Source organism: Inhella sp. (genome assembly GCF_027532025.1).
Lineage (GTDB): Bacteria > Pseudomonadota > Gammaproteobacteria > Burkholderiales > Burkholderiaceae_C > Inhella.
Genome location: NZ_JAPZSY010000012.1, coordinates 18,711 through 40,205, shown reverse-complemented (window position 1 = coordinate 40,205; position 21,495 = coordinate 18,711). Strand labels below are relative to the sequence as shown.

General features: G+C 68.0%; 22 protein-coding genes. 10 read left to right on the top strand and 12 right to left on the bottom strand.

The genetic code is table 11. The features are described from left to right. Position 1 precedes the first annotated feature (1 nt). Complete coding sequence (locus tag O9335_RS02620) at positions 2 to 916, top strand: 5'-nucleotidase (RefSeq protein WP_298383137.1); 915 nt, start codon at positions 2 to 4, stop codon at positions 914 to 916. 4 nt (positions 917 to 920) lie between these two features. Here the strand turns inward: O9335_RS02620 and O9335_RS02615 are convergent, their stop codons facing one another. Both O9335_RS02615 and tyrS read right to left on the bottom strand, forming a co-directional pair. After that, positions 921 to 1,226 carry a hypothetical protein gene (locus tag O9335_RS02615; protein ID WP_298383135.1) on the bottom strand — a complete coding sequence of 102 codons (306 nt, stop codon included), beginning with the start codon at positions 1,224 to 1,226 and terminating at the stop codon, positions 921 to 923. After that, the gene (tyrS, locus tag O9335_RS02610) at positions 1,219 to 2,454 is read right to left on the bottom strand and encodes a tyrosine--tRNA ligase (RefSeq protein WP_298383132.1); all 1,236 of its coding nucleotides are present in this window, start codon (positions 2,452 to 2,454) and stop codon (positions 1,219 to 1,221) included. Before tyrS ends, O9335_RS02615 begins: the two co-directional genes overlap by 8 nt. Before the next feature lie 342 nt (positions 2,455 to 2,796). Here tyrS and O9335_RS02605 point away from each other — a divergent pair, with 342 nt between their 5' ends. Next, the gene (locus tag O9335_RS02605) at positions 2,797 to 4,182 is read left to right on the top strand and encodes a M23 family metallopeptidase (protein ID WP_298383129.1); all 1,386 of its coding nucleotides are present in this window, start codon (positions 2,797 to 2,799) and stop codon (positions 4,180 to 4,182) included. After that, complete coding sequence (locus O9335_RS02600) at positions 4,163 to 5,251, top strand: anhydro-N-acetylmuramic acid kinase (RefSeq protein WP_298383126.1); 1,089 nt, start codon at positions 4,163 to 4,165, stop codon at positions 5,249 to 5,251. Before O9335_RS02605 ends, O9335_RS02600 begins: the two co-directional genes overlap by 20 nt. Positions 5,252 to 5,321: 70 nt before the next feature. On the opposite strand, the gene erpA is transcribed toward O9335_RS02600, so the two are convergent. The 3 genes from erpA to rplM all read right to left on the bottom strand — a co-directional run bounded on the left by erpA (position 5,322) and on the right by rplM (position 6,607). Continuing rightward, entirely contained in the window at positions 5,322 to 5,687 is a 366-nt protein-coding gene (gene erpA, locus O9335_RS02595; RefSeq protein WP_298383123.1) for an iron-sulfur cluster insertion protein ErpA, read from the bottom strand. Between the two features lie 89 nt (positions 5,688 to 5,776). Then, the gene (rpsI, locus tag O9335_RS02590) at positions 5,777 to 6,169 is read right to left on the bottom strand and encodes a 30S ribosomal protein S9 (RefSeq protein ID WP_298383120.1); all 393 of its coding nucleotides are present in this window, start codon (positions 6,167 to 6,169) and stop codon (positions 5,777 to 5,779) included. A gap of 9 nt (positions 6,170 to 6,178) precedes the next feature. Continuing rightward, positions 6,179 to 6,607 (bottom strand): 50S ribosomal protein L13, encoded by a 429-nt coding sequence (gene rplM / locus O9335_RS02585; RefSeq protein ID WP_298383117.1) that lies wholly within the window; start codon positions 6,605 to 6,607, stop codon positions 6,179 to 6,181. Positions 6,608 to 6,792: 185 nt separating this feature from the next. On the opposite strand from rplM, the gene O9335_RS02580 reads away from it, so the two are divergent. Together O9335_RS02580 and O9335_RS02575 are read left to right on the top strand one after the other, a co-directional pair. Next, entirely contained in the window at positions 6,793 to 7,488 is a 696-nt protein-coding gene (locus O9335_RS02580; RefSeq protein WP_298383114.1) for a GNAT family N-acetyltransferase, read from the top strand. Next, positions 7,485 to 8,546, top strand: coding sequence for a serine/threonine protein kinase (locus tag O9335_RS02575; RefSeq protein ID WP_298383110.1), 1,062 nt, complete (start codon positions 7,485 to 7,487; stop codon positions 8,544 to 8,546). The genes O9335_RS02580 and O9335_RS02575 overlap by 4 nt, the downstream gene beginning before the upstream one ends. A 10-nt stretch (positions 8,547 to 8,556) precedes the next feature. Here O9335_RS02575 and htpG read toward each other — a convergent pair whose 3' ends face one another. Then, complete coding sequence (gene htpG, locus O9335_RS02570; RefSeq protein WP_298383107.1) at positions 8,557 to 10,449, bottom strand: molecular chaperone HtpG; 1,893 nt, start codon at positions 10,447 to 10,449, stop codon at positions 8,557 to 8,559. A 104-nt stretch (positions 10,450 to 10,553) separates the two neighbouring features. Here htpG and O9335_RS02565 point away from each other — a divergent pair, with 104 nt between their 5' ends. After that, a complete protein-coding gene (locus tag O9335_RS02565; protein ID WP_298383104.1) occupies positions 10,554 to 11,222 on the top strand; it encodes a ProQ/FinO family protein in 669 nt (222 codons plus the stop codon). Positions 11,223 to 11,228: 6 nt separating this feature from the next. On the opposite strand, the gene O9335_RS02560 is transcribed toward O9335_RS02565, so the two are convergent. The 3 genes from O9335_RS02560 to O9335_RS02550 all read right to left on the bottom strand — a co-directional run bounded on the left by O9335_RS02560 (position 11,229) and on the right by O9335_RS02550 (position 12,616). Further along, positions 11,229 to 11,429, bottom strand: coding sequence for a hypothetical protein (locus O9335_RS02560; protein WP_298383100.1), 201 nt, complete (start codon positions 11,427 to 11,429; stop codon positions 11,229 to 11,231). Between the two features lie 95 nt (positions 11,430 to 11,524). After that, positions 11,525 to 11,764 carry a hypothetical protein gene (locus tag O9335_RS02555; protein ID WP_298383098.1) on the bottom strand — a complete coding sequence of 80 codons (240 nt, stop codon included), beginning with the start codon at positions 11,762 to 11,764 and terminating at the stop codon, positions 11,525 to 11,527. A gap of 99 nt (positions 11,765 to 11,863) precedes the next feature. Beyond that, on the bottom strand, positions 11,864 to 12,616 hold the full coding sequence (locus tag O9335_RS02550) for an enoyl-CoA hydratase/isomerase family protein (RefSeq protein ID WP_298383095.1): 753 nt from the start codon (positions 12,614 to 12,616) through the stop codon (positions 11,864 to 11,866). Between the two features lie 136 nt (positions 12,617 to 12,752). Between O9335_RS02550 and yajC the strand changes: the two genes are divergently transcribed. From yajC to O9335_RS02530, 4 genes are all read left to right on the top strand, one after another. After that, positions 12,753 to 13,076 (top strand): preprotein translocase subunit YajC, encoded by a 324-nt coding sequence (yajC, locus tag O9335_RS02545; RefSeq protein WP_298383092.1) that lies wholly within the window; start codon positions 12,753 to 12,755, stop codon positions 13,074 to 13,076. A gap of 66 nt (positions 13,077 to 13,142) precedes the next feature. Next, positions 13,143 to 15,065 carry a protein translocase subunit SecD gene (secD, locus tag O9335_RS02540; protein WP_298383090.1) on the top strand — a complete coding sequence of 641 codons (1,923 nt, stop codon included), beginning with the start codon at positions 13,143 to 13,145 and terminating at the stop codon, positions 15,063 to 15,065. Position 15,066: 1 nt separating this feature from the next. Further along, positions 15,067 to 16,101 (top strand): protein translocase subunit SecF, encoded by a 1,035-nt coding sequence (secF, locus tag O9335_RS02535; RefSeq protein WP_298383088.1) that lies wholly within the window; start codon positions 15,067 to 15,069, stop codon positions 16,099 to 16,101. Positions 16,102 to 16,149: 48 nt separating this feature from the next. Then, positions 16,150 to 18,600: a DUF1631 family protein gene (locus O9335_RS02530; RefSeq protein WP_298383086.1), complete on the top strand. Its 2,451-nt coding sequence runs from the start codon at positions 16,150 to 16,152 to the stop codon at positions 18,598 to 18,600. A 27-nt stretch (positions 18,601 to 18,627) separates the two neighbouring features. Here O9335_RS02530 and O9335_RS02525 read toward each other — a convergent pair whose 3' ends face one another. The 3 genes from O9335_RS02525 to O9335_RS02515 form a co-directional block, all read right to left on the bottom strand. Beyond that, positions 18,628 to 19,080, bottom strand: coding sequence for a DUF494 family protein (locus O9335_RS02525; protein ID WP_298383345.1), 453 nt, complete (start codon positions 19,078 to 19,080; stop codon positions 18,628 to 18,630). Positions 19,081 to 19,166: 86 nt separating this feature from the next. Then, entirely contained in the window at positions 19,167 to 20,219 is a 1,053-nt protein-coding gene (gene dprA, locus O9335_RS02520) for a DNA-processing protein DprA (protein ID WP_298383083.1), read from the bottom strand. A gap of 5 nt (positions 20,220 to 20,224) precedes the next feature. Further along, on the bottom strand, positions 20,225 to 21,364 hold the full coding sequence (locus O9335_RS02515) for a LysM peptidoglycan-binding domain-containing protein (RefSeq protein WP_298383080.1): 1,140 nt from the start codon (positions 21,362 to 21,364) through the stop codon (positions 20,225 to 20,227). Positions 21,365 to 21,495: the final 131 nt, after the last annotated feature.

Below are 21,495 nucleotides of genomic sequence, written 5' to 3'. Positions count from 1 at the left end.
CGTGCCCGCATCGTTGGAAGGCTGCCTCGTCGTCGCGATCAGCTCGCGTGCGCTCTTCGACTTTGAAGAGGAAAACCAACTCTTCGAGGCCCGCGACGACCACGCCTACATGGCCCTGCAGCAGCAGCGCCTGGAGCAGCCGGCCAAGCCCGGCGTGGCCTTCTCGCTCGTCAACAAGCTGCTGGCCTTCAACGCCCCGGGGCAGGCCCCGCAGGTCGAAGTGGTGGTGCTCAGTCGCAACGACCCCATCAGTGGCCTGCGCGTCTACCGCTCGGCCCAGGCCCTGGGCTTGCCCATCCAGCGCGGCGTGTTCACGCGTGGCCGCAGCCCCTGGCGCTACCTCAAGCCCTTGAACGCGCAGTTGTTCTTGAGTGCGAACGAGTCGGATGTGCGCGAGGCCCTGGCTGCCGGTGTGCCTGCCGCTCGCGTCTACCCCACCAGCGCTCGCGCCAGCGACGCCAATCCGCACGAGTTGCGCATCGCCTTCGACGGCGACGCCGTGCTGTTCAGCGACGAAGCCGAGCGCGTGTTCCAGCGCGATGGTCTCGATGCCTTCCAGGCCCACGAGCGCGCGCACCAGCACGAGCCGCTGCCACCGGGGCCCTTCAAGCCGGTGCTCGACGCCCTGATCCGCCTGCAAGCCGTCGGCGGCGAAGCCGGTGCGCCCATGCGCGTGCGCACCGCGTTGGTCACGGCGCGCAGTGCGCCCGCGCACGAACGCGCTGTGCGCACGCTGATGAACTGGCAGGTGGAAGTGGACGAGGCCATGTTCCTCGGCGGCCTGCCCAAGGGCGAGTTCTTGCGCGAATTCGAGCCCGATTTCTTCTTCGACGACCAGCTCGGCCACATCGCCCACGCCAGCCAGCACGTGCCTGCGGGGCACGTGGCCGCGGGCGTGGCCAACCCGCCGCGCTGAAGACTCAGCGCGAGGCGGCCGACGCCGCCGGTGCGGGGCTGACCAGCACCTGCACCGGCATGGTCGCCGTGGCCGGCGGGATCGGCGCCGAGGCACGGGGCGACGGTGCCGTGGCCCAGGCCGGCGCCTTCATCGTGAACACCACGGCCGATTCGCCCTCCCAGGGGCGCACCACGCCCAGCAGGATCAAGCCGATCAGGGGCACGGCCCACCAGGCGTGCCACGACAGCGTGCGCGGCGGTTTGGCGGTGAATTCAGGCGGCGGCGCCCAGGGGGAGCGGCCGCCTTCGGGGGCTTGGGGTTCAGTCATGGGGTTGCACCGTCACGCGGGCGAATTGCCGTTTGCCCACCTGCAGCACGTAAGTGCCGGCCGGCAGCTTCAGGCCTTTGTCGCTGATCGCGGTGCCGTCCACGCGCACACCGCCTTGTTCCACCTTGCGAAGCCCTTCGCTGCTGCTGGGCACCAGCCCGGCGGCCTTGAGCAGCGCCCCGATGCCTTGGCCGCCGGGAAGCGTCAGCTCGGGCATGTCGTCGGGGATGCCGCCGCGGGCCCGGTTCTCGAAGTCGGCCTGCGCCGCGTCGGCTGCCGCCGCGCTGTGAAAGCGGGTGGTGATCTCACGCGCCAAGGCCACCTTGGCATCCTTGGGGTTGCGACCGGCCTCGACCTCGGCCTTGAGCTTGGCGATGGCCTCCAGCGACTCGAAGCTGAGCAACTCGTACCAGCGCCACATCAGCGTGTCGCTGATCGACAGCACCTTGGCGAACATGCTGTTGGCCGGCTCGGTGATGCCGATGTAGTTGTTCTTGCTCTTGCTCATCTTCTCGACGCCGTCCAGGCCTTCGAGAAGCGGCATGGTCAGGATGCACTGCGGCTCTTGCCCAAATTCCTGCTGCAGCTGGCGGCCCATCAGCAGGTTGAATTTTTGGTCGGTGCCGCCCAGCTCCAGGTCGCTTTTGAGCGCCACCGAGTCGTAGCCCTGCATCAGCGGGTAGAGGAACTCGTGCAGGGAAATGGGCGTTTGCGCCTGGAAGCGCTTGGTGAAGTCGTCGCGCTCCATCATGCGCGCCACCGTGGTTTTCGCCGCCAGCTGGATCAGCCCGGCCGCGCCCAGCGGCTCGCTCCATTCGGAGTTGTAGCGAATCTCGGTTTTGCTCGGGTCCAGCACCAGGCTGGCCTGGGCGTAGTAGGTCTCGGCGTTGGCCTGGATCTGCTCGCGCGTCAGTGGCGGGCGGGTGCTGTTGCGGCCGGAAGGGTCGCCGATCATGCTGGTGAAGTCGCCGATCAGGAAGATCACCTGGTGCCCCAGGTTCTGCAACTGCCGCATCTTGTTGAGCACCACCGTGTGCCCGAGGTGGATGTCGGGCGCCGTCGGGTCCAGTCCCAACTTGATGCGCAAGGGCGTGCCGGTGGCCTCCGCCCGTGCCAGCTTGGCCACCCAGGCGTCTTCGGGCAGCAGCTCCTGCACCCCGCGGCGCGTGACGGCCAAGGCCTCGCGCACCGAATCGGTGACGGGATGAGGGGCTGAATGCGAGCTCATGTCGACTTTGTCTTTCAAATGACGGCAAAAATCACCAAATGCATCGATCCTCGCGCGACGGATTCAGTGGGCTCGGTCCTGAACTCGGGCAAACCCGAAGCGGGCATCCCATGAACGTGGGGGGATGGCTCGCGCGGTTAAACTTCACGCTCTCGCGTCTGACGGACTTGGGTTGCGGCCCGCCCGAAGCGCCAGATTCTAGGTGAGCGGTCTGTGCCGCGCTCCCGGCCTCGACGGTCGGTCGAGCACGCGGCTCCGGCGCTAGGCCTTGTTCGACGCCCGCGCTTCAGCGCGGCTGCCAACAACCCACAGCGGCCCGCGGCCGCCTCACTGTCGATTTGCATGTCGGATCTTGACCGCTGGAGCACTTGGCTCCGCCCCTTGGAAAGCTTTGCCGCCCGTTACCCGCGCGCGCTCACCGGCGCCGTGCTGGCGCTGCTCGGCGGTTCGGCCTTCACCGCCTTCGCCCTCGGCCCCTTGGTGCCCGACAGCGATGCCGTGCCCCGGCAGGCCGTGGTCGAAACCCTGCCCGCGCTGAGCATCGACGACCAGATCGAGGCGCTGGCTCGCCACCAGTTGAGCCTGAGCCGGCACGACCAAACGCGCCCCGGCGACAGCGTCGAAGGCTTGCTGACGCGCCTGGGCGCCTTCGATGCCGAGTTTTCCGCCTTCTTGCGCAGCGACGCCACGGCGCGCCAGCTGTTGCAAGGCCGCACGGGCAAGCGCGTGGAGTTGGCGGCCGACGCCAACGGGCGCGTCGAGCGCCTGGTGGCGCGTTACCCGGCCAGCCACCCGGACTTGGAGCGCACGCACTTCTCGCGCCTGATCGTCGAGCGCGATGCGCGCAGCCGCTGGGCCGCGCGGGTGGAGCTGGGGCGCTACGAGAGCCAGATTCGCCTGGGCAGCGGTCAGATCACCAGCACCCTGTTTGCCGCCACGGACGAAGCCGGCCTGCCCGATGCGGTGGCCTCGCAACTGGCCGACATGTTCTCGGGCGACATCGACTTTCACCGGGACCTGCGCCGGGGCGATCGCTTCTCCATCGTGTTCGAGTCCCTGACGGCCGATGGCGAACCCGTCACGTGGGGCCAGGGCGCCGGGCAAGTGCTGGCGGCGGAGTTCGTCAACGCCGGGCGCACGCACCAAGCGGTGTGGTTCCGCGACGAGGCCACATCCAGCAAAGGCGGCTACTACGGCTTTGATGGTCAGAGCAAACGCCGGGCGTTTCTGGCCAGCCCCATGGAGTTTTCGCGCGTCAGCTCTGGTTTTGCCATGCGATTCCACCCGCTGCTGCAGACCTGGCGCAAGCACAACGGCATCGACTACGCCGCCCCCACCGGCACGCCGGTGCGCAACGTGGGCGACGGATGGGTGAGCTTTGCGGGCCGCCAAAGCGGCTATGGCAACGTCGTCATCGTTCGTCACGGGGCCAACAAGGAAACCCTGTACGCCCACCTCAGCCGCATCGATGTCCGCCAGGGGCAGCGCGTCGAACAGGGCCAGCGCTTGGGCGCCGTCGGGGCCACCGGTTGGGCCACCGGCCCGCACCTGCATTTCGAGTTCCGCGTCAACGGCCAACACCAAGACCCGCGTTTGCTGGCGCGGGCCAGCGAAGCCGTGAAACTGGCCGCCGCCGCTCGCGCGCCCTTCGAGGCCCAAGTGGCCACGGCCCGCACGCAACTCACGGTGGCGTCCACGCTCGCCGAGGGTGTCACCGGCCGCGACTGAGGCCTTCATCGGCCTCATGTCGGGCACCTCGCTGGACGGCGTCGATGCCGTCTTGGCGGAGGTGTCGATGGCGGGGCTGGTGGTGCGCGCCCACGCTCACCGCGTCTTTTCCGCCGAGCTGCGCGCCGAGCTGTTGGCCCTCAACCAGGCCGGCTCGGATGAGCTCCACCGCAGCGCCAGGGCCGGCCAAGCGCTGGCCCGGCTGTACGCCGACGCCGTGCTCGACCTGGGGCCCCTGCCGTCGGTGCGCGCCGTCGGTGCCCACGGACAGACCGTCCGCCACCGCCCCGAGCTCGGCTACACCTGCCAATTGCTGGATGCCGCGCTGCTGGCTGAATTGACCGGTCTGGACGTGGTGGCCGATTTGCGCAGCCGCGACGTGGCCGCGGGCGGGCAGGGCGCACCGCTGGTGCCGGCCTTTCACCGCGCGGTGTTCGGTCAACCCGGCGTCGATGTGGCCGTGCTCAATCTAGGCGGCATGGGCAACCTCAGCCTGCTGCATGCCGACGGCCGCACCACCGGCTTCGACACCGGTCCGGCCAACGCCCTCCTCGACGCCTGGGTGGCTCGGCATCGCGGACAGCCCTTCGATGCGAACGGGGCCTGGGCGGCGCAGGGCCAGGTGTTGCCTGAGCTGCTCGCAGCGATGCAGGCGGAACCCTATTTCGCCCTCCCGCCGCCGCGGTCCACGGGCCGCGACCTGTTCGATGCGCCTTGGTTGCTTCGTCAGCCCTTGGCCGGTGCGGCGCCGGAGGACGTGCAGGCCACCTTGGCCGAACTCACCGCTTGGTCCGTGACCGAGGCCCTGCGCAGCCATCAGCCGCAGGTCCGCGAGGTGATCGTCTGCGGCGGCGGGGCCTTCAACGGCGATCTGCTGGGGCGCCTGGCCAAGCGCCTGCCGGGGGTTGGTTTCGTGAGCAGCGCGGATCGGGGCCTGCCGCCCATGCAGGTCGAGGCCGCCGCCTTCGCTTGGCTGGCGCACCGGTTCGTGCACCACCTGCCCGGCAACTTGCCGGCGGTGACGGGCGCCCGCGGGCCGCGCGTGCTGGGGGCCCTGTACCCGGCCTGATGCGCCCTGGCGGATCTGGTCACAAAAAAGCCGCCTCGTGGGGCGGCTGGTTCGTGGGGCGCGCGAAGGGTCAGACCGAGAAGCTGGAGCCGCAGCCGCAGGTGGTCGTTGCGTTCGGGTTCTTGATCACGAACTGGGCGCCTTGCAGATCGTCCTTGTAGTCGATTTCGGCGCCCATCAGGTATTGCAGGCTCATCGAATCGATCAGCAGGGTCACGCCGTTCTTGCTCATCTGGGTGTCGTCGTCGTTGGCCACCTCGTCGAAGGTGAAGCCGTACTGGAAGCCCGAGCAGCCACCGCCCTGCACGAACACGCGGAGCTTCAGTTCGGGGTTGCCCTCTTCGGCCACCAACTCGGCCACCTTGGAGGCGGCGCTGTCGGTGAACACCAGCGGGGCGGGCATGGCGACGGGGGCTTCGGCGGCAAGAGCGGACATGGCAAACCTTTCAGCAGAGGATCCGATTATCGGGTGGAAGAAAAAAGGCCGCAGCAGGGCTGCGGCCTTCTTGTCGGGGCGAGCGCCGATCAGCGCTTGCTGAACTGCTTCCGGCGGCGGGCGCCGTGCAGACCGACCTTCTTCCGTTCCACTTCGCGAGCGTCGCGGGTCACGAAACCGGCCTTGCTCAGCTCGGGCTTCAGGGCGGCGTCGTAGTCGATCAGTGCGCGGGTCACGCCCAGGCGCACGGCGCCGGCTTGGCCAGACTCACCACCACCGTGCACGTTGACCTTGACGTCAAAGGCTTCGGCGTTGTTCGTCAGCACCAGGGCTTGGCGGGCGACCATGATCGACGTTTGACGGCCGAAGTACTGCTCGATGGGGCGACCGTTCACGACGATCTTGCCCGTGCCCTTCTTGATGAAGACACGCGCCACCGACGACTTGCGACGGCCGGTACCGTAGTTCCAATTTCCGATCATCGTGCGTCCTTAGATTTCCAGAGCCTTGGGCTGCTGAGCGGCGTGCGGGTGCTCACCACCGGCGTAGACCTTCAGCTTCTTGACCATGGCGTAACCCAACGGGCCCTTGGGCAGCATGCCCTTGACGGCCTTTTCCAAGGCGCGGCCGGGGTGCTTGGCCTGCATGTCCTTGAACTTGGTGGCGTAGATGCCGCCCGGGAAACCGCTGTGGCGGTAGTAGATCTTGTCGTCGGCTTTGGTGCCGGTGACACGGATCTTGTCGGCGTTGACGACGATGATGAAGTCGCCGGTGTCGACGTGAGGCGTGTAAATGGCCTTGTGCTTGCCGCGCAGTCGGAGTGCCACTTCGCTGGCAACACGTCCGAGCACCTTGTCGGTGGCGTCAATCACAAACCACTCGTGCGTCACTTCGGCCGGCTTGGCGCTGAAGGTCTTCATGAGATGTTCTCTGTTTCGGGCTGTTTGAAACGCCAGCTCTCGGCCCTGCTTGTGAAGGAGCGCTTCTCTCAAAACGCTCGGCAGGCTCTCCAACCGGCTCCCGCGACCCAGCCCATGCGGACGCAGGAAAGCCCTCGAGTCTAACAGGGTTGACCCCGAGCCAGCAAGCTGCGACGCTCACCGCCATGAATGCCCCCCTGGATGCCGCTTTGCAGCGCTGGCGCGAGCTGGTCGCTTGGGTGCCCATCCGTGCGCTGGCGCGGCGACACCGGCGTCGCCTGTTGCGACACCTGCTGGCGCTCTCGCCAGGGGATCGCTACCTGCGCTACGGCTACGCCGCCAGCGACGCTCAAACCACCCGCTACGCCTTGTCGCTCGACTTCGTGCGCGACGAGGTGCTGGGCATCTTCAACCGCCGGCTGGAGTTGGTGGCCGCCGCCCACATCGCCTACCCGCCCGATGCGGAGTGGCACGACGACACCGCCGAGTTCGGCGTCTCGGTGCTGCCGCGCTACCGCGGCCGTGGCTTGGGCGGGCGACTGTTCCAGCTGGCCTGCCTGCACGCCCGCAACCGCAACAAGCGCTTCTTGCTCATCCACGCTTTGGCCGAAAACGCGCCCATGCTGCGCATCGCCGAGCGAGCCGGCGCGTGGCCCGAGGCGATGGATGACGGCTCGGTCACCAGCCGCTTGCATCTGCCGCCGGACGACTGGGTCAGTCACACCGAGGAGGCCATCGAAAGTCAGTTGGGCGAGTGGGACTTCCGGTTCAAGCACCAGGCCAAGCAGTGGCAAGACTGGCTGGGCGCCGTGCAAGGGCGCCTGCCACGAGGGCTGTTGGGAGATGATGCCGGCCCCCCGCCCGCCGACCCGCCGCCGTGAATCTCGACTACGCCGATCTCGACCCCAGCAAGGTGCTCGATGCCTTGGACGCGGCCGGCCTGCGCGGCGACGGCCGCTTGCTGCAGCTCAACTCTTACGAAAACCGGGTGTACCTCGTGCACCTGGAGGACGGCGGCGCCGTGGTGGCCAAGTTCTACCGCCCCGGGCGTTGGACGGACGAGCAACTGCTGGAGGAGCATGGCTTCGCCCGCGACTTGGCTGCGGCCGAGGTCCCCATCGCTGCGCCATTGACCTTGTGCGCCGCAGGCGCGGTCGTGTCGGGCGAGCCGCCCACCCTGGCCCATTGGCAGGGGCTGCGTTTCGCCGTCGCTCCGCGGCAGGGTGGACGGGCGCCCGAGTTGGAAGACCCCGAGGTGTTGGAGGCCTTGGGCCGCTTCATCGCGCGCATCCACCGCACGGGACGTGAGCGTCCGTTCCAGCATCGTCCGCATTGGGTCGGCCGCGCGCCGGGCGACGTGGCGCGGGAGGCGGTGCTGGCCAGTGGCCTGTTGCTGCCCGACGTGCGTGAGCGCTGGCTGTCTGTGGTCGGTCGTTGCTTGGACGCGGTGCAGGCTGCATTCGACGCCTTGCCCGACCTGCGCGTGCAGCGCCTGCACGGCGATTGCCACCCCGGCAACCTGCTGTGGACGCCCGGTGGTGGCCCGCATTTCGTGGACTTGGACGACGCCGTCACCGGCCCCGCGGTGCAAGACTTGTGGATGCTGCTCAGCGGCGATGCCGCCCAGGCTCGCGGGCAACTGGCCTGCCTGTTGGACGGCTACGAGCAGGTGCTCGACTTCGATCCGCGCGAGAGCCGGCTCATCGAGCCTCTGCGCACCCTGCGCATGGTTCACCACAGCGGTTGGATCGCCAAGCGCTGGGACGATCCGGCCTTCCCCGTCGCCTTCCCCTGGTTTGGCACGCCCAACTACTGGCAGGACCAAGTGGCGCTGCTGGCCGAGCAGCTGGAAGCCATGGCCGACGCCGCCACCGACGCGCCGCCTCCCGTTTGGCGGGACGAAGGCGGCGCGGATTTCGACGGCGACGGCTTTGCGTGATCCGGCCTGATCAGCCCAGCAGCAGGCTGTTCACGCGCTTGACGTAGCCCGCCGGGTCGTCGAGCGTGCCGCCCTCGGCGAGCAGGGCTTGGTCGAACAAGACCTGCGCCAGCTCGTCGAACTTCGCATGCCCGTCCAGGGCCTTCACCAGCGGGTGCTCGGGGTTGACTTCCAGCGTCGGCTTCACATCGGGCGCGGTTTGTCCGGCTTGCTTCAGCAAGCGCGCCAAGTGGGCGCTCATGTCGCCCTCCTCCACCACGATGCAGGCCGGGCTGTCGACCAAGCGCGTGGTCACGCGCACGTCCTTGGCGCGCTCGCCCAGGGCCGACTTCAGGCGCTCCAGCAAGGGCTTGAAGGCTTCAGCCGCTTCTTCGGCGGCCTTCTTCTCGGTCTCGTCCTGCAGTTTGCCGAGGTCCACTGCCCCTTTGGCCACCGACTGCAGCGGCTTGCCATCGAACTCGTGCAGGTGGCTCAGCAGCCACTCGTCCACGCGGTCGGTCAGCAGCAACACCTCGATGCCCTTCTTGCGGAAGATCTCGAGCTGCGGGCTGCTTTGCGCCGCGCCCAGGCTGTCGGCGGTGATGACGTAGATGGCCTCCTGACCCTCCTTCATGCGGCCGACGTAGTCGGCCAGCGACACCAGGCCCTGTTGGCCCTCGGGGGCGTGCGTGGACGCAAAGCGCAGCAGCTTGGCAATGCGCTCCTGGTTCTGGAAGTCCTCGCCCACACCTTCCTTCAAGACGGCGCCGAACTCCTTCCAGAAGCGGGCGTACTGGTCGCGCTCGGCGGCATCGTCGTGGTTCGCCAGCGCTTCCAGCATGGACAGCACGCGCTTGGTCGAACCCTCGCGGATGGCGCGCACGTCGCGGCTTTCTTGCAGCAGTTCGCGGCTGACGTTCAGCGGCAGGTCGGCCGAGTCGATGACGCCCCGCACGAAGCGTAGGTAGGTCGGCATCAGCTCCTGGGCGTCGTCCATGATGAACACGCGCTTGACGTAGAGCTTCACGCCCGGCTTCTTGTCGCGGTTCCACAGGTCGAACGGGGCCTTGGCCGGGATGTAGAGCAGCTGCGTGTACTCGCTGCGGCCCTCCACGCGGTTGTGCGTGTGCGCCAGCGGCGGCTCGCTGTCGTGACTCAGGGTCTTGTAGAACTCGTCGTACTGCTCCTGGGTCACCTCGGCTTTGGGGCGGCTCCAAAGCGCGCTGGCTTGGTTGATGGTCTCCCACTCGTCGGTGGCCACGTAGGCGCTCTTTTCGGCGTCCCACACCTCCTTTTTCAGCAGGATGGGCAGGCTGATGTGGTCGCTGTACTTGGAGACGATGCTGCGCAAGCGCCAGGGCTGCAGGAAGTCGTCCTCGCCCTCGCGCAGGTGCAGGATGACGTCGGTGCCGCGCTCGGCCTTGTCGATCGCTTCGACCTCGAACTCGCCCGTGCCCTCGCTGACCCAGCGCACGCCCTGGCTGGCTTCCAGGCCGGCGCGGCGGCTCTCCACCGTGATGCGGTCGGCCACGATGAAGCCCGAGTAAAAGCCCACCCCGAATTGGCCGATCAGGTGGGCGTCGCCCTTCTTGTCGTCGCCCAGCTTCGACAGGAAATCGCGCGTGCCGCTTTTGGCGATGGTGCCCAGGTGGGCGATGGCCTCGTCGGCGCTCATGCCGATGCCGTTGTCGCGGATCGTCAGCGTGCGCTTCTCCTTGTCCAGCACCAGGCGGATCTCCAGCGCAGGCGCTTCTTCGAGCCAGGCGGGGTGGTCCAAGGCTTCAAAGCGCAGCTTGTCGCAGGCGTCGCTGGCGTTGGACACCAACTCGCGCAGAAAGATCTCTTTGTTGGAATACAGGCTGTGCGTGACCAGGTGCAGGATCTGCTGGACTTCAGCCTGGAAGGCATGGGTGTGCTTGCTCATGGTGCTTTCGGGGGTTGCCGAGGGATGCCGCGCCATCTGGGGGCAAGGGCAAAGCTTTCAAGCCCCTGGCTTACGATGGCGGGCTTTCCTTGTGCTGCATTGCCATGTCGTCGTCCGAACCTTCCGCGCCCGAGACCCCCGACGCATCCGAGGGGCCGCAGGCGCCTGCTGTCTCGGGCAAGGTACGCAGCCCCGAGGCTGCGGCTGAGCGCCTCAAGGCCTTGTTTCCCGCGCTCTTCGCGGGCGCGCCCAAGCCCATCAAGCTGCGCATCCAAGCCGACATCGAAGCGCGCGCGCCCGGTGTGTTCCCCAAGCCCGTGTTGACGGCCTTCTTGCGCCGCCACACGGCGGGCAATGCTTACCTGCGCGCGCTGGTGCGGGAGCCCCACCGCCTGGACTTGGAGGGTCAGCCGGCCGGTGAGATTGCCGAAGAACATCGCGAAGCCGCCAAGAAGGCGCTGGCCGAGCGCCGCGAGCGCCAGCAAGCGCGGGAACAAGAGATGCAGGCCGCCCGCCGTTGGCGCCTGGACCTGTTGGCCGATTGGCAGCGCACCTCGCTGAGCCGCGCCAACTTCTGCGCGCTCAAGGGGGTGGAGGACGGGGCCTTGGATGCCTTGCTGGCCCAGGCGAAAGAAGAGCTGGCGGCCATGCCACCCGCGGCGCCCGTCCCGCCGCGGCGCGCGCCGCCCGGTCGGCCGGGGCAGCAGCGCCCCGAGGCCCGAGGGCCCCGATCCGACCGGCCAGGCCGGCCCGCACGGCCCTCCAAGGGCTGATTCGGCTCAGCGCGGCTCGCAGGCCGGGGCGCACACGCGCTCTTGCCGGCCCATGAACTTGAAGGTGCGCAGCGCCGATGGCAAGCGATGCTTGCCGCATTTGAAGCAAGAGCGCATGTTGCCGCTGCCGAAGAACGGCGAGCCGTTCAGCTTGGCCTCGAAACGCAGGCCGTCTTCGCGAACGGCGGTGTGGGTGTCGGGGGTCATGCGCAGTCCGGTGGTGAAAACCGAACCCGATGCTAGGCCTGTCTTGTGACGCTGAGCCTACAGGCTTGCCCGGCCCCGGGCGAACCCGGGTGCGCTCACTTCTTGGCGGCCAGTTGTTCTTCGAGCTCTTTGCACGAGGGCGCGCACACGGGCTGGCTCTTGCCCAGCAACTTGCGCGACTTCAGCATGGCGCGCGGGCGGTGCTTGCCGCAGAGAAAGCACGACATGGTGGCTGCGCCAAACGACGAGGTGGCCGCGAAGGGCGAACCCGGTGCCTTGGACTTGTAGCGCAGGCCATCGGCCTCGATCAACGTTTTTGTGGTGTCCTTGGCCACGTTGGTTCTCGCCTGTTCGAATGGTTGGAGTGGGTCGCGTGCGCGAGGGGCGCAGCCCGTTATTGTCGCTCAAGCAACGTGCGCCTTGCCATCGGGGTCTTACTCCCCGGTGAAAACCGGGGGCCGCCGAGCCCGCCACGCCGCCACGCCCTCGGCCAGATCGGCCGAAGCGGCGCATCGTGCGGCGTCCTGGGCATGGGCGGCGGCGTCCAAAGGGCCCTGGGCTAGTGCGTTGAGGTGGCGCTTCATGCCCGCCACGGCCAAGGGCGCGAGCCCGGTCAGGTTGTGCTGCCATCGACCCACCGCGGTCTCCAGCGCGGCAGCGTCGGGGTGCAGTTCGTCGAGCAGGTGGGCGGCCCACATCGCATCGGCCTCCAGCGTTTGCCCCGCCAGCAGCAGGCGCTTGGCGGGCCCCAAGCCCAGGCGGGACACCAACCGCCGCATGCCGCCCGCGTGGTAGAGCAGCCCCAGCCGGGCGGCGGGGATGGCCATCTGCGTGGCCAGGCTGCCCAGCCGGAAGTCGCAGGCCAGAGTCCAATCGGTTGCGCCGCCCCAAACGCCACCGTGCAGCACGGCCAGGGTCAGGCAGGGCAGGGCCTCCCACGCGGTGCACAGGGCGTCGAACAGCGCCGGGGCGTCAACGCCGGGCACGGCGTCGATGTGAAAGCCGCTGCAGAAGTGCCGCCCCTCGCCGCGCAGCAGCACGAGGCGCACGGTGGGTGTGGTGTGCAGGGCGGCGATGTGGGCGTGCAGCGCCTCCAGATCGTCCAACTCCAGGCGGTTGGCTTGCTCCGGGCGCCGCAGGCAAAGGGTGGCGGTGGCGCCGTCGATCGACAGGTGGGGCGTGGGCATGGCCGGGATTGTCCGGGGTGGCGATGGCGGCTTGGCGCCCCAGTTAAGGGAATGCCCCCACCTCCTAGAATGGTGGGTTCGACGGCCGGGCGCAGGTGCTTGGCTGCCCAGGACTTTTTCAGAAAGCCGCCACACCGTGTTCATTTCTGCCGCTTACGCCCAAGCCGCCGCGCCCGCCGCGTCCCCTGAGTCCAGCCTGTTGAACCTGCTGCCCTTTGTGGCGATGTTCGTGGTGCTGTACTTCATCATGATCCGCCCGCAGATGAAGCGTCAAAAGGAGCACAAGGCCATGCTCGACGCCCTGGCCAAGGGCGACGAGGTGGTGACCGCCGGCGGCGTTTTGGGTCGCATCACCAAGATGGGCGACAGCATCGTGCACGTGGAAGTGGCCTCGGGCATCGAGTTGCAAGTGCAGCGCGCTTCGGTCGCCCAGGTGCTGCCCAAAGGCACGCTCAAGTAAACCCCACCCGGCCTCGGCCGGGCTCCGGTGCGCGGCCGGGTGCAGGCGCGCCGAGGAACGAGAACCATGAACCGCTATCCCCTGTGGAAGTACCTGGTGCTGGCCGTCGCGCTGGTCATTGGGCTGCTGTACACCCTGCCCAATTTCTTCGGCGAAGCGCCGGCCGTCCAGGTGTCAGCGGCTCGCACCACCGTCAAGGTGGATGCCGCGGTGCGCGACCGCGTGCTGCAAGCCCTGGCCGAGGCCAAGATCACGGCCGACTTCGTGCAGTGGGAAGGCAGTTCGGTGCGCGCCCGCTTCGGCGACACCGACACCCAGCTCAAAGCCAAGGACGCCATCTCCAGGGCGCTGAACCGCAAGCCCGATGAGCCCGACTTCGTCGTGGCGCTGAACCTGGTGTCGCGCTCGCCGCAGTGGTTGGCTTCCATCCACGCCTTCCCCATGTACCTGGGGCTGGACTTGCGCGGCGGCGTGCACTTCTTGCTGGAGGTGGACATGAAGGCCGCCGTGAGCAAGAAGGTGGACACCCTGATGGGCGAGGCGCGGCTGGCTCTGCGGGAGAAGAAGCTGCGGGCCAGCGTCAGCCGGGTGGGCGACTCCTTGGTGCTGAACTTCAGCGACCCCGAGTTGCGCACGGCGGCGCGCAATCTGCTGACGGATCGCATCGTGGACATGGAGTGGACGGAGGGCGGACAAGGGGAGGCATTGAGCCTGACCGGTCGCTTCAAGCCGGCCTCGCTGCGCGCGGTCCAGGAAGCGGCGCTCAAGCAAAACATCAACACCCTGCACAACCGCGTGAACGAGCTGGGCACGGCCGAGCCCGTGATTCAGCAGCAGGGCCTCAATCGCGTGGTGGTGCAACTGCCGGGCGTTCAGGACACGGCCCGCGCCAAAGGCATCATCGGCCGCACCGCCACCTTGGAGGTGAGCATGGTCGAGGCCCACGGTCAGCCGGGCGTGCGCGACTACGACCCCTCTCGACTGCAGGCGGCGCTGGCCGGCGATGTGCCGGCGGACATGGAGCTGCTGTACGGCCGCGAGCGCAATGGCGGCGCGCCCGAGCCTTTGCTGGTGTCTCGGCAGACCGTGTTCACCGGGGACAACTTGGTGCGAGCCGATGCCAACTTCGACCAACAAGGCGGTGGCGGCTCCGTGGTGGTGGTGGGCTTGGACAGTGCCGGAGCGGCCTCGATGAAGGCCACCACGCGAGACGGCGTCAAGCGCCGCATGGCCGTCATCTTGGTGGAAAAGGGCAAGAAGGAGGTGCTGACGGCGCCGACGATCCAGTCGGAGCTCAGCGCCTCGTTCCACATCTCGGGCATGGCCAACCCCCAAGAGGCCACCGACCTGGCGCTGCTGATGCGCGCTGGCCAGTTGGCAGCGCCGATGGACATCATCGAAGAGCGCACCATCGGCCCCAGCCTCGGCGCCGAGAACATCGCCCGTGGCTTCCACTCCGTCGTCTGGGGTTTCGTGGCGGTGGCGGTGTTCATGTGCGTGTACTACCTGCTCTTCGGTCTGTTCTCCTCCCTGGCCTTGGGGTTCAACCTGCTGCTGCTGGTGGCGGCGTTGTCGATGATGCAGGCCACGTTGACCTTGCCGGGCATGGCGGCCATCGCCCTGGTGCTGGGCATGGCCATCGATGCCAACGTGCTGATCAACGAGCGCATCCGCGAGGAGTTGCGCGCGGGCATGGCGCCGCAAATGGCGATCCACACCGGCTACGAGCGCGCTTGGGCCACCATCTTGGACTCGAACATCACAACCTTGATTGCCGGCGTGGCCCTGTTGGCCTTCGGCTCCGGGCCGGTCAAGGGCTTTGCCGTGGTGCACTGCCTGGGCATCTTGACGTCGATGTTCTCCGCCGTGATGTTCTCGCGCGGTTTGGTGAACCTTTGGTATGGCGGGCGCCGCAAGCTGGCGAAGGTGTCGATCGGTCAAGTGTGGCGCCCAGCCGCCAAGCCGGCGGTGCAAGGCGAGGAGGCCTGACATGGAGTTGTTCCGCATCCAACGGGATATCCCGTTCATGAAGTACGCGTTGGTGTTCAACGCGATCTCGTTCCTGACTTTCGCGGTGGCGGTCTTCTTCCTCGTGACGCGGGGCCTGTACCTGTCCATCGAGTTCACCGGCGGCACGGTGATGGAGGTGGAGTACGCGCAAGCCGCCGACCCAGAAGCGGTGCGCCATGCGGTGGAGCCCATGCAGTTGGGTGAGTTCCAGGTGCAGAAGTTCGGCTCGTCGCGCGATCTCATGCTGCGCCTGCCGGTGCGCGAAGGTCGCAAGCAGGGCGAAGTGGTGACCGAGGTGTTCGCGCGCTTGTGCTCGGCCCAGGGTGGGCAGGTGGAAAGCCGGCAGTCGGTGTCCGACAAAGGCGAGCAGGTGAGCCGAGAGGTGTGCGCCAAGGCGGACGGCACCGAGCCCCTGAAGCTGTCCCGCACGGAAGTGGTCGGACCGTCCGTCGGGGCGGAGTTGGCGCGCGATGGGGCCTATGGGCTCGCCTTCACCATCATCGGCATCATGATTTACCTCGCCTTCCGCTTCGAGTGGAAGTTCTCGGTGGCGGGCATCGTGGCCAACCTGCACGATGTGGTGATCATTCTGGGCTTCTTCGCGTACTTCCAGTGGGAGTTTTCGCTGGCGGTGTTGGCGGCGGTGTTGGCGGTGCTGGGCTACTCGGTGAACGAATCGGTGGTGATCTTCGATCGCGTGCGCGAGGCCTTCCGCAAGTACCGCAAGATGACGCCCGCAGAGGTCATCAACCACGCCATCACCTCGACGATGAGCCGCACGTTCATCACCCACGGCAGCACGCAGATCATGGTGCTGTCCATGCTGATCTTCGGTGGGCCGACGCTCAAGTACTTCGCCGTGGCCCTGACGATCGGCATCTTGTTCGGCATCTATTCGTCGGTGTTCGTGGCGGCAGCCATCGCGATGTGGCTGGGTGTCAAGCGCGAGGACTTGGTGAAGACCACAGTGAAAACGGACGATCCGAACGATCCGAATGCCGGGGCGGTGGTGTAAGGTTTCAGTCCGCTCGAAACGTCTTCTTCACCCACCCCTCCCCTGTCCATGAGCAAGGCTCCCGCTCCCGCCACTTTGGCGCAGTCTGCGCGGCGGGTGTTCGTGGATTGCTTGGTGAGGGGCTCGGCCGCCGTACCGGCGGTTTTGACGGATGCGCTGCAGCAACGCCTGATGGGCAAGCAACGCGACGCGGTCAAGCCGGCTCAGTTGCGCGACGCTTTGTCCAGCCTGCAGCAGCACGGGGCGACGTGGCAGATGGCCCTCATCGCGGCGCTTCGTGCCCGTCACCGGGCCCCGGCGGCAAGCACGCGCGCGGCGGCGCCCAGTCCCGCCGCTGCGCCGCCGCCAGCGCCCAAAGGGGTGCGTGGCTTGTCGCTGGTTGGCGATGCCGCCATCGAGCGAGAGATCGCCAGTGGGCGTTTGGCCCTGGCGTTGGTGGGCGACGCGCATTGGCAGTTCACCGATTTGCGCACGCGCATGCAGACCCTGGAGTCGCGCAGCGACCTGCCGGCCGATGACATGCTGCGACCGCAGACCACCGCCGCGATGTGGATCGACGCCTGGGTGCAGGCCGAGTTGAGTCCACCCCACTGGCAGATCCTGCACGAAACGCTCGAGCAAGAGTTTGCACAGTGGCTGGGCGCGGCCTACCACGACGCGAATCAGTGGTTGGTGGAGCAGGGGGTGATGCCCGACGTCGACTTGCGTCCGTTCATCCGACGCACGCGGGGCGTTCAGGCCGGCTCGTCCATGGGCGGGAGCTTTTCGGAGTCCACCGCGCCCATGGTCAGGGGAGCCATCGCTCCCGAGCGGGGTCGAGGTCGCGACGGCGTGGTCGATGCCGGACCGGGCGCCGCCTACCAAGTGCTCGTCGATCCAGCCCCCTCGCGGGCCTCGGGTGCGGGCGCGCACGCCCTGGTGGCTCGCGAGCAGGCGGTTCTCGCGCAGATGCAGCAGGTGTTGGCGCGCGAGGTGCCTGGTTTGGCGATGTCTCGTGCGTCTTTGGGGGCTGCGCCGGGCCCGGGGGCTTGGAGCGAGGCAGAGCCCCTGGGTGGCGAGCCGATGAGCGCGACCGAATTGGCGCGCATCTCGCCCCGGTTGCAGGCCGTCATCCAGCGCGCCCAGGTGGCGCTGCAGCGACCGCAGGCGAACTCGGTGCCAGGCTCTGGTGCCGTCGGTTTGTCGGCCGCCTCGGGGGCCACGCCAGTGGCCTTGGAGGAAACGCGAGCGCGCAGTCAAGCCTTCAAGCAAGTCCTGAAGCAGGCCGCCGCCACGGCCGAGGAGCGGGCCACCATCGAGCTGGTGGCCATGATGTTCCAGAGCATCTTGCAAGACGACCGTTTGCCCGCCTCCATTCGCGTGTGGTTCGCGCGGCTGCAAATGCCCGTGCTGCGAGTGGCTGTGCTGGAGCCGGACTTTTTCGCCTCCAGCGACCACCCCGCCCGGCTGTTGATCGACCGCATGGGCTCTTGCGCCTTGGGCTTCGACCCGGCGCAGGCCCTGGGCGAGGTGCTGGAGCGCGAGGTCAAGCGGATCGTGCAGGTGATCGAGGCCTACCCCGACACCGGACGCAAGGTCTTCCAAACGGTGCTCACCGAGTTCGAGTCCTTCTTGTCGCACTTCTTTGCCGAGGACAACTCGGCGACCAAGAAGGGGGTCTCGCTGGCTCAGCAGGTTGAACAGCGCGAGACACTGGCCATCCAGTACACGATCGAGTTGCGCAAGATGCTGGCCGACATGCCCGTCGACGAGGGCCTGCGCGACTTCTTGTTCCAGGTGTGGGCGGACGTGCTGGCGGTGACCGCGGTGCGTCATGGCGGACATGGCGAGATCACGATCAAGATGAAGCGAGCAGCGGCTGACCTGATCTGGTCGGGAGGGGCCAAGTCCTCGCCCGAGGAGCGGGCCGAGGTCATCCGGCGGCTTCCGGCGCTGCTCAAAACCCTGCGCGATGGCATGGTGCAGTCCGCCGTGCCTCCCAAGAGGCAAGACGAACACATCCGCCGCTTGAATGCGGTGTTGGCCACCGCGTTCACGGCCAAAGCGGCGCCCATTCCCAAGCAACGCCTCGACGAACTGTTCGAACGCTTGCAGGACCTCGAGTCCATGCTGCCCAGTGTGGCCGAAATCGATCTCGACGAAGAGATGGTGCGCGACCTGTCGGGGCACGAGCGAGAGGGCTTGGAGGTGGTCTCCGAAGGCGGGCAGCCGCCCACGGAATCGACCTTCCTTTGGGCGCGAGACTTGCCGATGGGAAGCTGGTACCGCCTGCGCTTCCGGGGGCGGGACGAGAGCCTGCAATTGGCCTGGGTGGGGGCGCAGCAGACCTTGCACTTGTTCGTTTCGCCGCAGGGGCGGGCGATCTTGTTCCCGTTGCACCGTTTGGCGGGCTACCTCCAGGCGGGGTTGCTGAGGCCGGCTGAAGAAGAGTCGCTGACCGTCAAGGCGACGCGAGACGCACTGGCCATGCTCGAGGCGCAGCCGGATGTCCTGAAGTGAGGGCCCGAGGCGCTGGGGCGCCAGCCTTCAGTGGATGAGGCGTTCTTCGGGGTCGACGAACAGCTCGTCGAGGATGAGGGCGTCCGGCTCTTCGCCCAAGCTCCAGAACACCATCAAGACGATGATCTTGAGGTCCTCCAGGGCGATGGGGGCTTGTCCCGCCGCCATGGCGCGGTCGATCACCACCTCCCGCATGGGTGGCGGCAGCACGCCGGCGTCGGCCAAGAAGCGGATGAAGCCGATGGAGCTTTCGCCCAGGTGATCGCGCTCGTCGTCGGTGTAAACGCGCAGGCTGCTGGCCCGGGCCTGGGCTTGAACGGCCTGGGCGCTGGCCGCCAGGCCGTCGAGCCAACTCAGCGCTTCCTGAATGTCGTCGCGCTCGAAGCCCATCGCCGTGAGCTTGCGGTGCAGCTGGGCGGAATCGGGGCAGGCGTCAGGGCGCCAGTAGGTCTCGTAGAGGTAGACGAGCACATCAAACATGCGAGGCATGATACCCGGCAGGGGGTGGAGCACCGCGTCGAATCGGGCGGCGAAACCCCGTGCTTTCCCCGCTTTGCAGGTGGCGTTCAGCGCACCCGCTCGTAACGCCCGCCGGGCAGGGGACGGACATGCCCCTCCAGCTCCAGCGTCAGCAACTGCGCGGACAGGGCGTCCGTGGCCCATCCCAGGCGGGCTTGCAGGGCGTCCAAGCTGCTGGGCTCCCAGCCCAGCGCCAGCAGCAGCGGGTCTTGCGGGCTCGTCGGCGTTGGTGCTGCCGTGGGTGGCGTCGGCGCAGGGCGGGCCCGTTGGGGCGACAGCGCGGCGTCGATCTCGGCGGCCGACTGCACGAGCAGCGCCCCTTGTTGGATGAGGGCGTTGCAGCCTTGGCTCTGGGGGGAGCGGATGGGGCCGGGCAGGGCGAACACTTCTCGGCCGGCATCGAGGGCCTGCCGGGCGGTGATCAGGGAGCCCGATTGCGGCGCCGCCTCCACGACCAAGCAGCCTTGGCTGAGGCCGGCGATGACACGGTTGCGTGCCGGGAAGTGCGGGGGCAGGGGCGGGGTGCCTGGGGCATGCTCGCTGAGCAACAGCCCGCGGTCCCGGATTTCTGCGGCCAGCGGGCGATGGGCGTTGGGGTAGGGGGCGTCGAGCCCGTTGCCGAGCACGGCCCAGGTGGCACCTCCAGCGGCCAAAGCGCCGCGGTGGGCCGCGCCGTCGATGCCGCGCGCCAAGCCCGACACGACCACCCAGCCCAAGGTGGTCAACTCGGCGGCAAAGACTTGGGCCAGCTCCAGGCCTTGGGGTGTGGCCTGTCGGCTGCCCACGATGGCCACCGCGGGGCGACCGAGTTGGCTTCGATCGCCGGCCAGGAACAGGGCCAGCGGGGGGTCGGCCGAGGCCAACAGGGGCGCCGGGTAATCCGGATCGCCCAGCAGCAGCACGCCGTGGCGGGGGTCAGCGTCCAGCCAGCGCTGGGTGTTGTCCCAGACCGCGTCGAACGGCTGCTTGGGCTCGGGCAAGGCGGCTTCGGACAGCACCGCCTCGGGTCCGCCATGGCGGCTCAGCAGGCGTCGGGCGGTGCTGCGCCCGACGCGTCCGAGCAGGTCCAGCCAAGCCCGGAGCTCGGCGCGTTCTTGCACGCCGGTCAGGGTTGGCTGAAGCGATCGCCCTTGCCCACCGGCTCCTTGACCGAGATGATCAAGGCGTAGCTCACGCGTTTGAAGGTTTGGAAGACAAAGAGCACGCCGTGCTGTTCGTCGGGCAGTTGCACGGATTCGGGGCGCGCGCCGGTGCGGTCGGTCACGCGTTGACCGGCGCGCCACAAAGCGAGCACCTGCCCTCGCTCCAGGCCGTCGTCTTGCCCGCGGTTCAGGGCCACGATCTGGTTTTGGCCGGCGGTGATGCCGTCGCCGTAGATGGACACGACCCGGCCCTCGATGGCGCCTGCCGGCGCGTGCGGGACGTACTGGCCGAAGGTGCGAGGCGGGACGGGCGCCAACCGGTCGCCCACGCCGACTTCGCTGCGCACCTTGCCCAGCCGGATGGTGGCGGGCACTTCCACGTTTTTGTCGGTTGGGGACACACCGCCAGCGCGGACGAACTCGGCCTTGGCGACGTAGCGGGCTTCGTAGCCCAGGATCTCCCCCGTGCCCGGGTCGCGCAGCGGCACGGGGTTGCGGAACACGCGGTACTCGGCCAAGGGCTCGCGAATGCCTCGCACATAGCCGAGGTCGTTCTCGGTCATGAGGACGCGGTCTTCGCGGGCGGCCACGATGCGTGGCGCGCTGGCCAAAGCGTTGGTGTCGAACACCACGGCTTCGTTCAGGAACGGTTCGATCAGGTGCTGCGGAATGGCGGCCAGCGGGTTCTCGTCCAGCGCGCTGGAGCGCACCCGTGGGCTCATGCGGGCCGAGGGCGAGCCGCTGCCATCGGGCTCGAAGCTGAGCATCGCCCGACCGTCTTTCTTGATCAGGTAGAGCGTTTGGCCAGGGTAGATCAGGTGTGGATTGGCGATTTCGGCGCGGTTCATGCCCCACAGCTCGGGCCAGCGCCACGGGCTGCGCAGGAACAAGCCGGAAATGGCCCACAGGGTGTCGCCGCGCTTGACGGTGTAGCTGTCGGGTGCGTCGGGCGCCAACTCGCTCAAGGGCACGCCCGCTTGGGCCACGCGCTCGGCGGTGCCGCGCTGGGCGTCGGTGACGGGGTAGTTGGTGGCGTGGGCCAGACCGGCGCCGAGGCTCAGGGCCAGCAGCAGGGGAAGGGGGCTCAGGCGATAAGGCTTCAACGGACTCTCCCGGGTTGGCGGTCGCCAGCAAGGGCTGGCGCATCCACGGCCCAGGGGGCGTGCGCGACAATCGCACCGCCCCTTGGCCGGCGCCCATTCTGCCGCCAACTGGGCGTGCGCCAAGCTGGCGT

What these genes read in the sequence shown, in the direction of transcription:
- erpA (WP_298383123.1), bottom strand. Translation starts at nt 5,687, where the DNA reads ATGTCCGCTCTTGCCGCCGAAGCCCCCGTCGCCATGCCCGCCCCGCTG.
- tyrS (WP_298383132.1), bottom strand. Translation starts at nt 2,454, where the DNA reads ATGAGCTCGCATTCAGCCCCTCATCCCGTCACCGATTCGGTGCGCGAG.
- O9335_RS02560 (WP_298383100.1), bottom strand. Translation starts at nt 11,429, where the DNA reads ATGACCCCCGACACCCACACCGCCGTTCGCGAAGACGGCCTGCGTTTC.
- htpG (WP_298383107.1), bottom strand. Translation starts at nt 10,449, where the DNA reads ATGAGCAAGCACACCCATGCCTTCCAGGCTGAAGTCCAGCAGATCCTG.
- O9335_RS02580 (WP_298383114.1), top strand. Translation starts at nt 6,793, where the DNA reads ATGAATGCCCCCCTGGATGCCGCTTTGCAGCGCTGGCGCGAGCTGGTC.
- O9335_RS02525 (WP_298383345.1), bottom strand. Translation starts at nt 19,080, where the DNA reads ATGTTTGATGTGCTCGTCTACCTCTACGAGACCTACTGGCGCCCTGAC.
- O9335_RS02550 (WP_298383095.1), bottom strand. Translation starts at nt 12,616, where the DNA reads ATGCCCACGCCCCACCTGTCGATCGACGGCGCCACCGCCACCCTTTGC.
- O9335_RS02615 (WP_298383135.1), bottom strand. Translation starts at nt 1,226, where the DNA reads ATGACTGAACCCCAAGCCCCCGAAGGCGGCCGCTCCCCCTGGGCGCCG.
- rplM (WP_298383117.1), bottom strand. Translation starts at nt 6,607, where the DNA reads ATGAAGACCTTCAGCGCCAAGCCGGCCGAAGTGACGCACGAGTGGTTT.
- O9335_RS02605 (WP_298383129.1), top strand. Translation starts at nt 2,797, where the DNA reads ATGTCGGATCTTGACCGCTGGAGCACTTGGCTCCGCCCCTTGGAAAGC.
- secF (WP_298383088.1), top strand. Translation starts at nt 15,067, where the DNA reads ATGGAGTTGTTCCGCATCCAACGGGATATCCCGTTCATGAAGTACGCG.
- secD (WP_298383090.1), top strand. Translation starts at nt 13,143, where the DNA reads ATGAACCGCTATCCCCTGTGGAAGTACCTGGTGCTGGCCGTCGCGCTG.
- O9335_RS02530 (WP_298383086.1), top strand. Translation starts at nt 16,150, where the DNA reads ATGAGCAAGGCTCCCGCTCCCGCCACTTTGGCGCAGTCTGCGCGGCGG.
- O9335_RS02565 (WP_298383104.1), top strand. Translation starts at nt 10,554, where the DNA reads ATGTCGTCGTCCGAACCTTCCGCGCCCGAGACCCCCGACGCATCCGAG.
- rpsI (WP_298383120.1), bottom strand. Translation starts at nt 6,169, where the DNA reads ATGATCGGAAATTGGAACTACGGTACCGGCCGTCGCAAGTCGTCGGTG.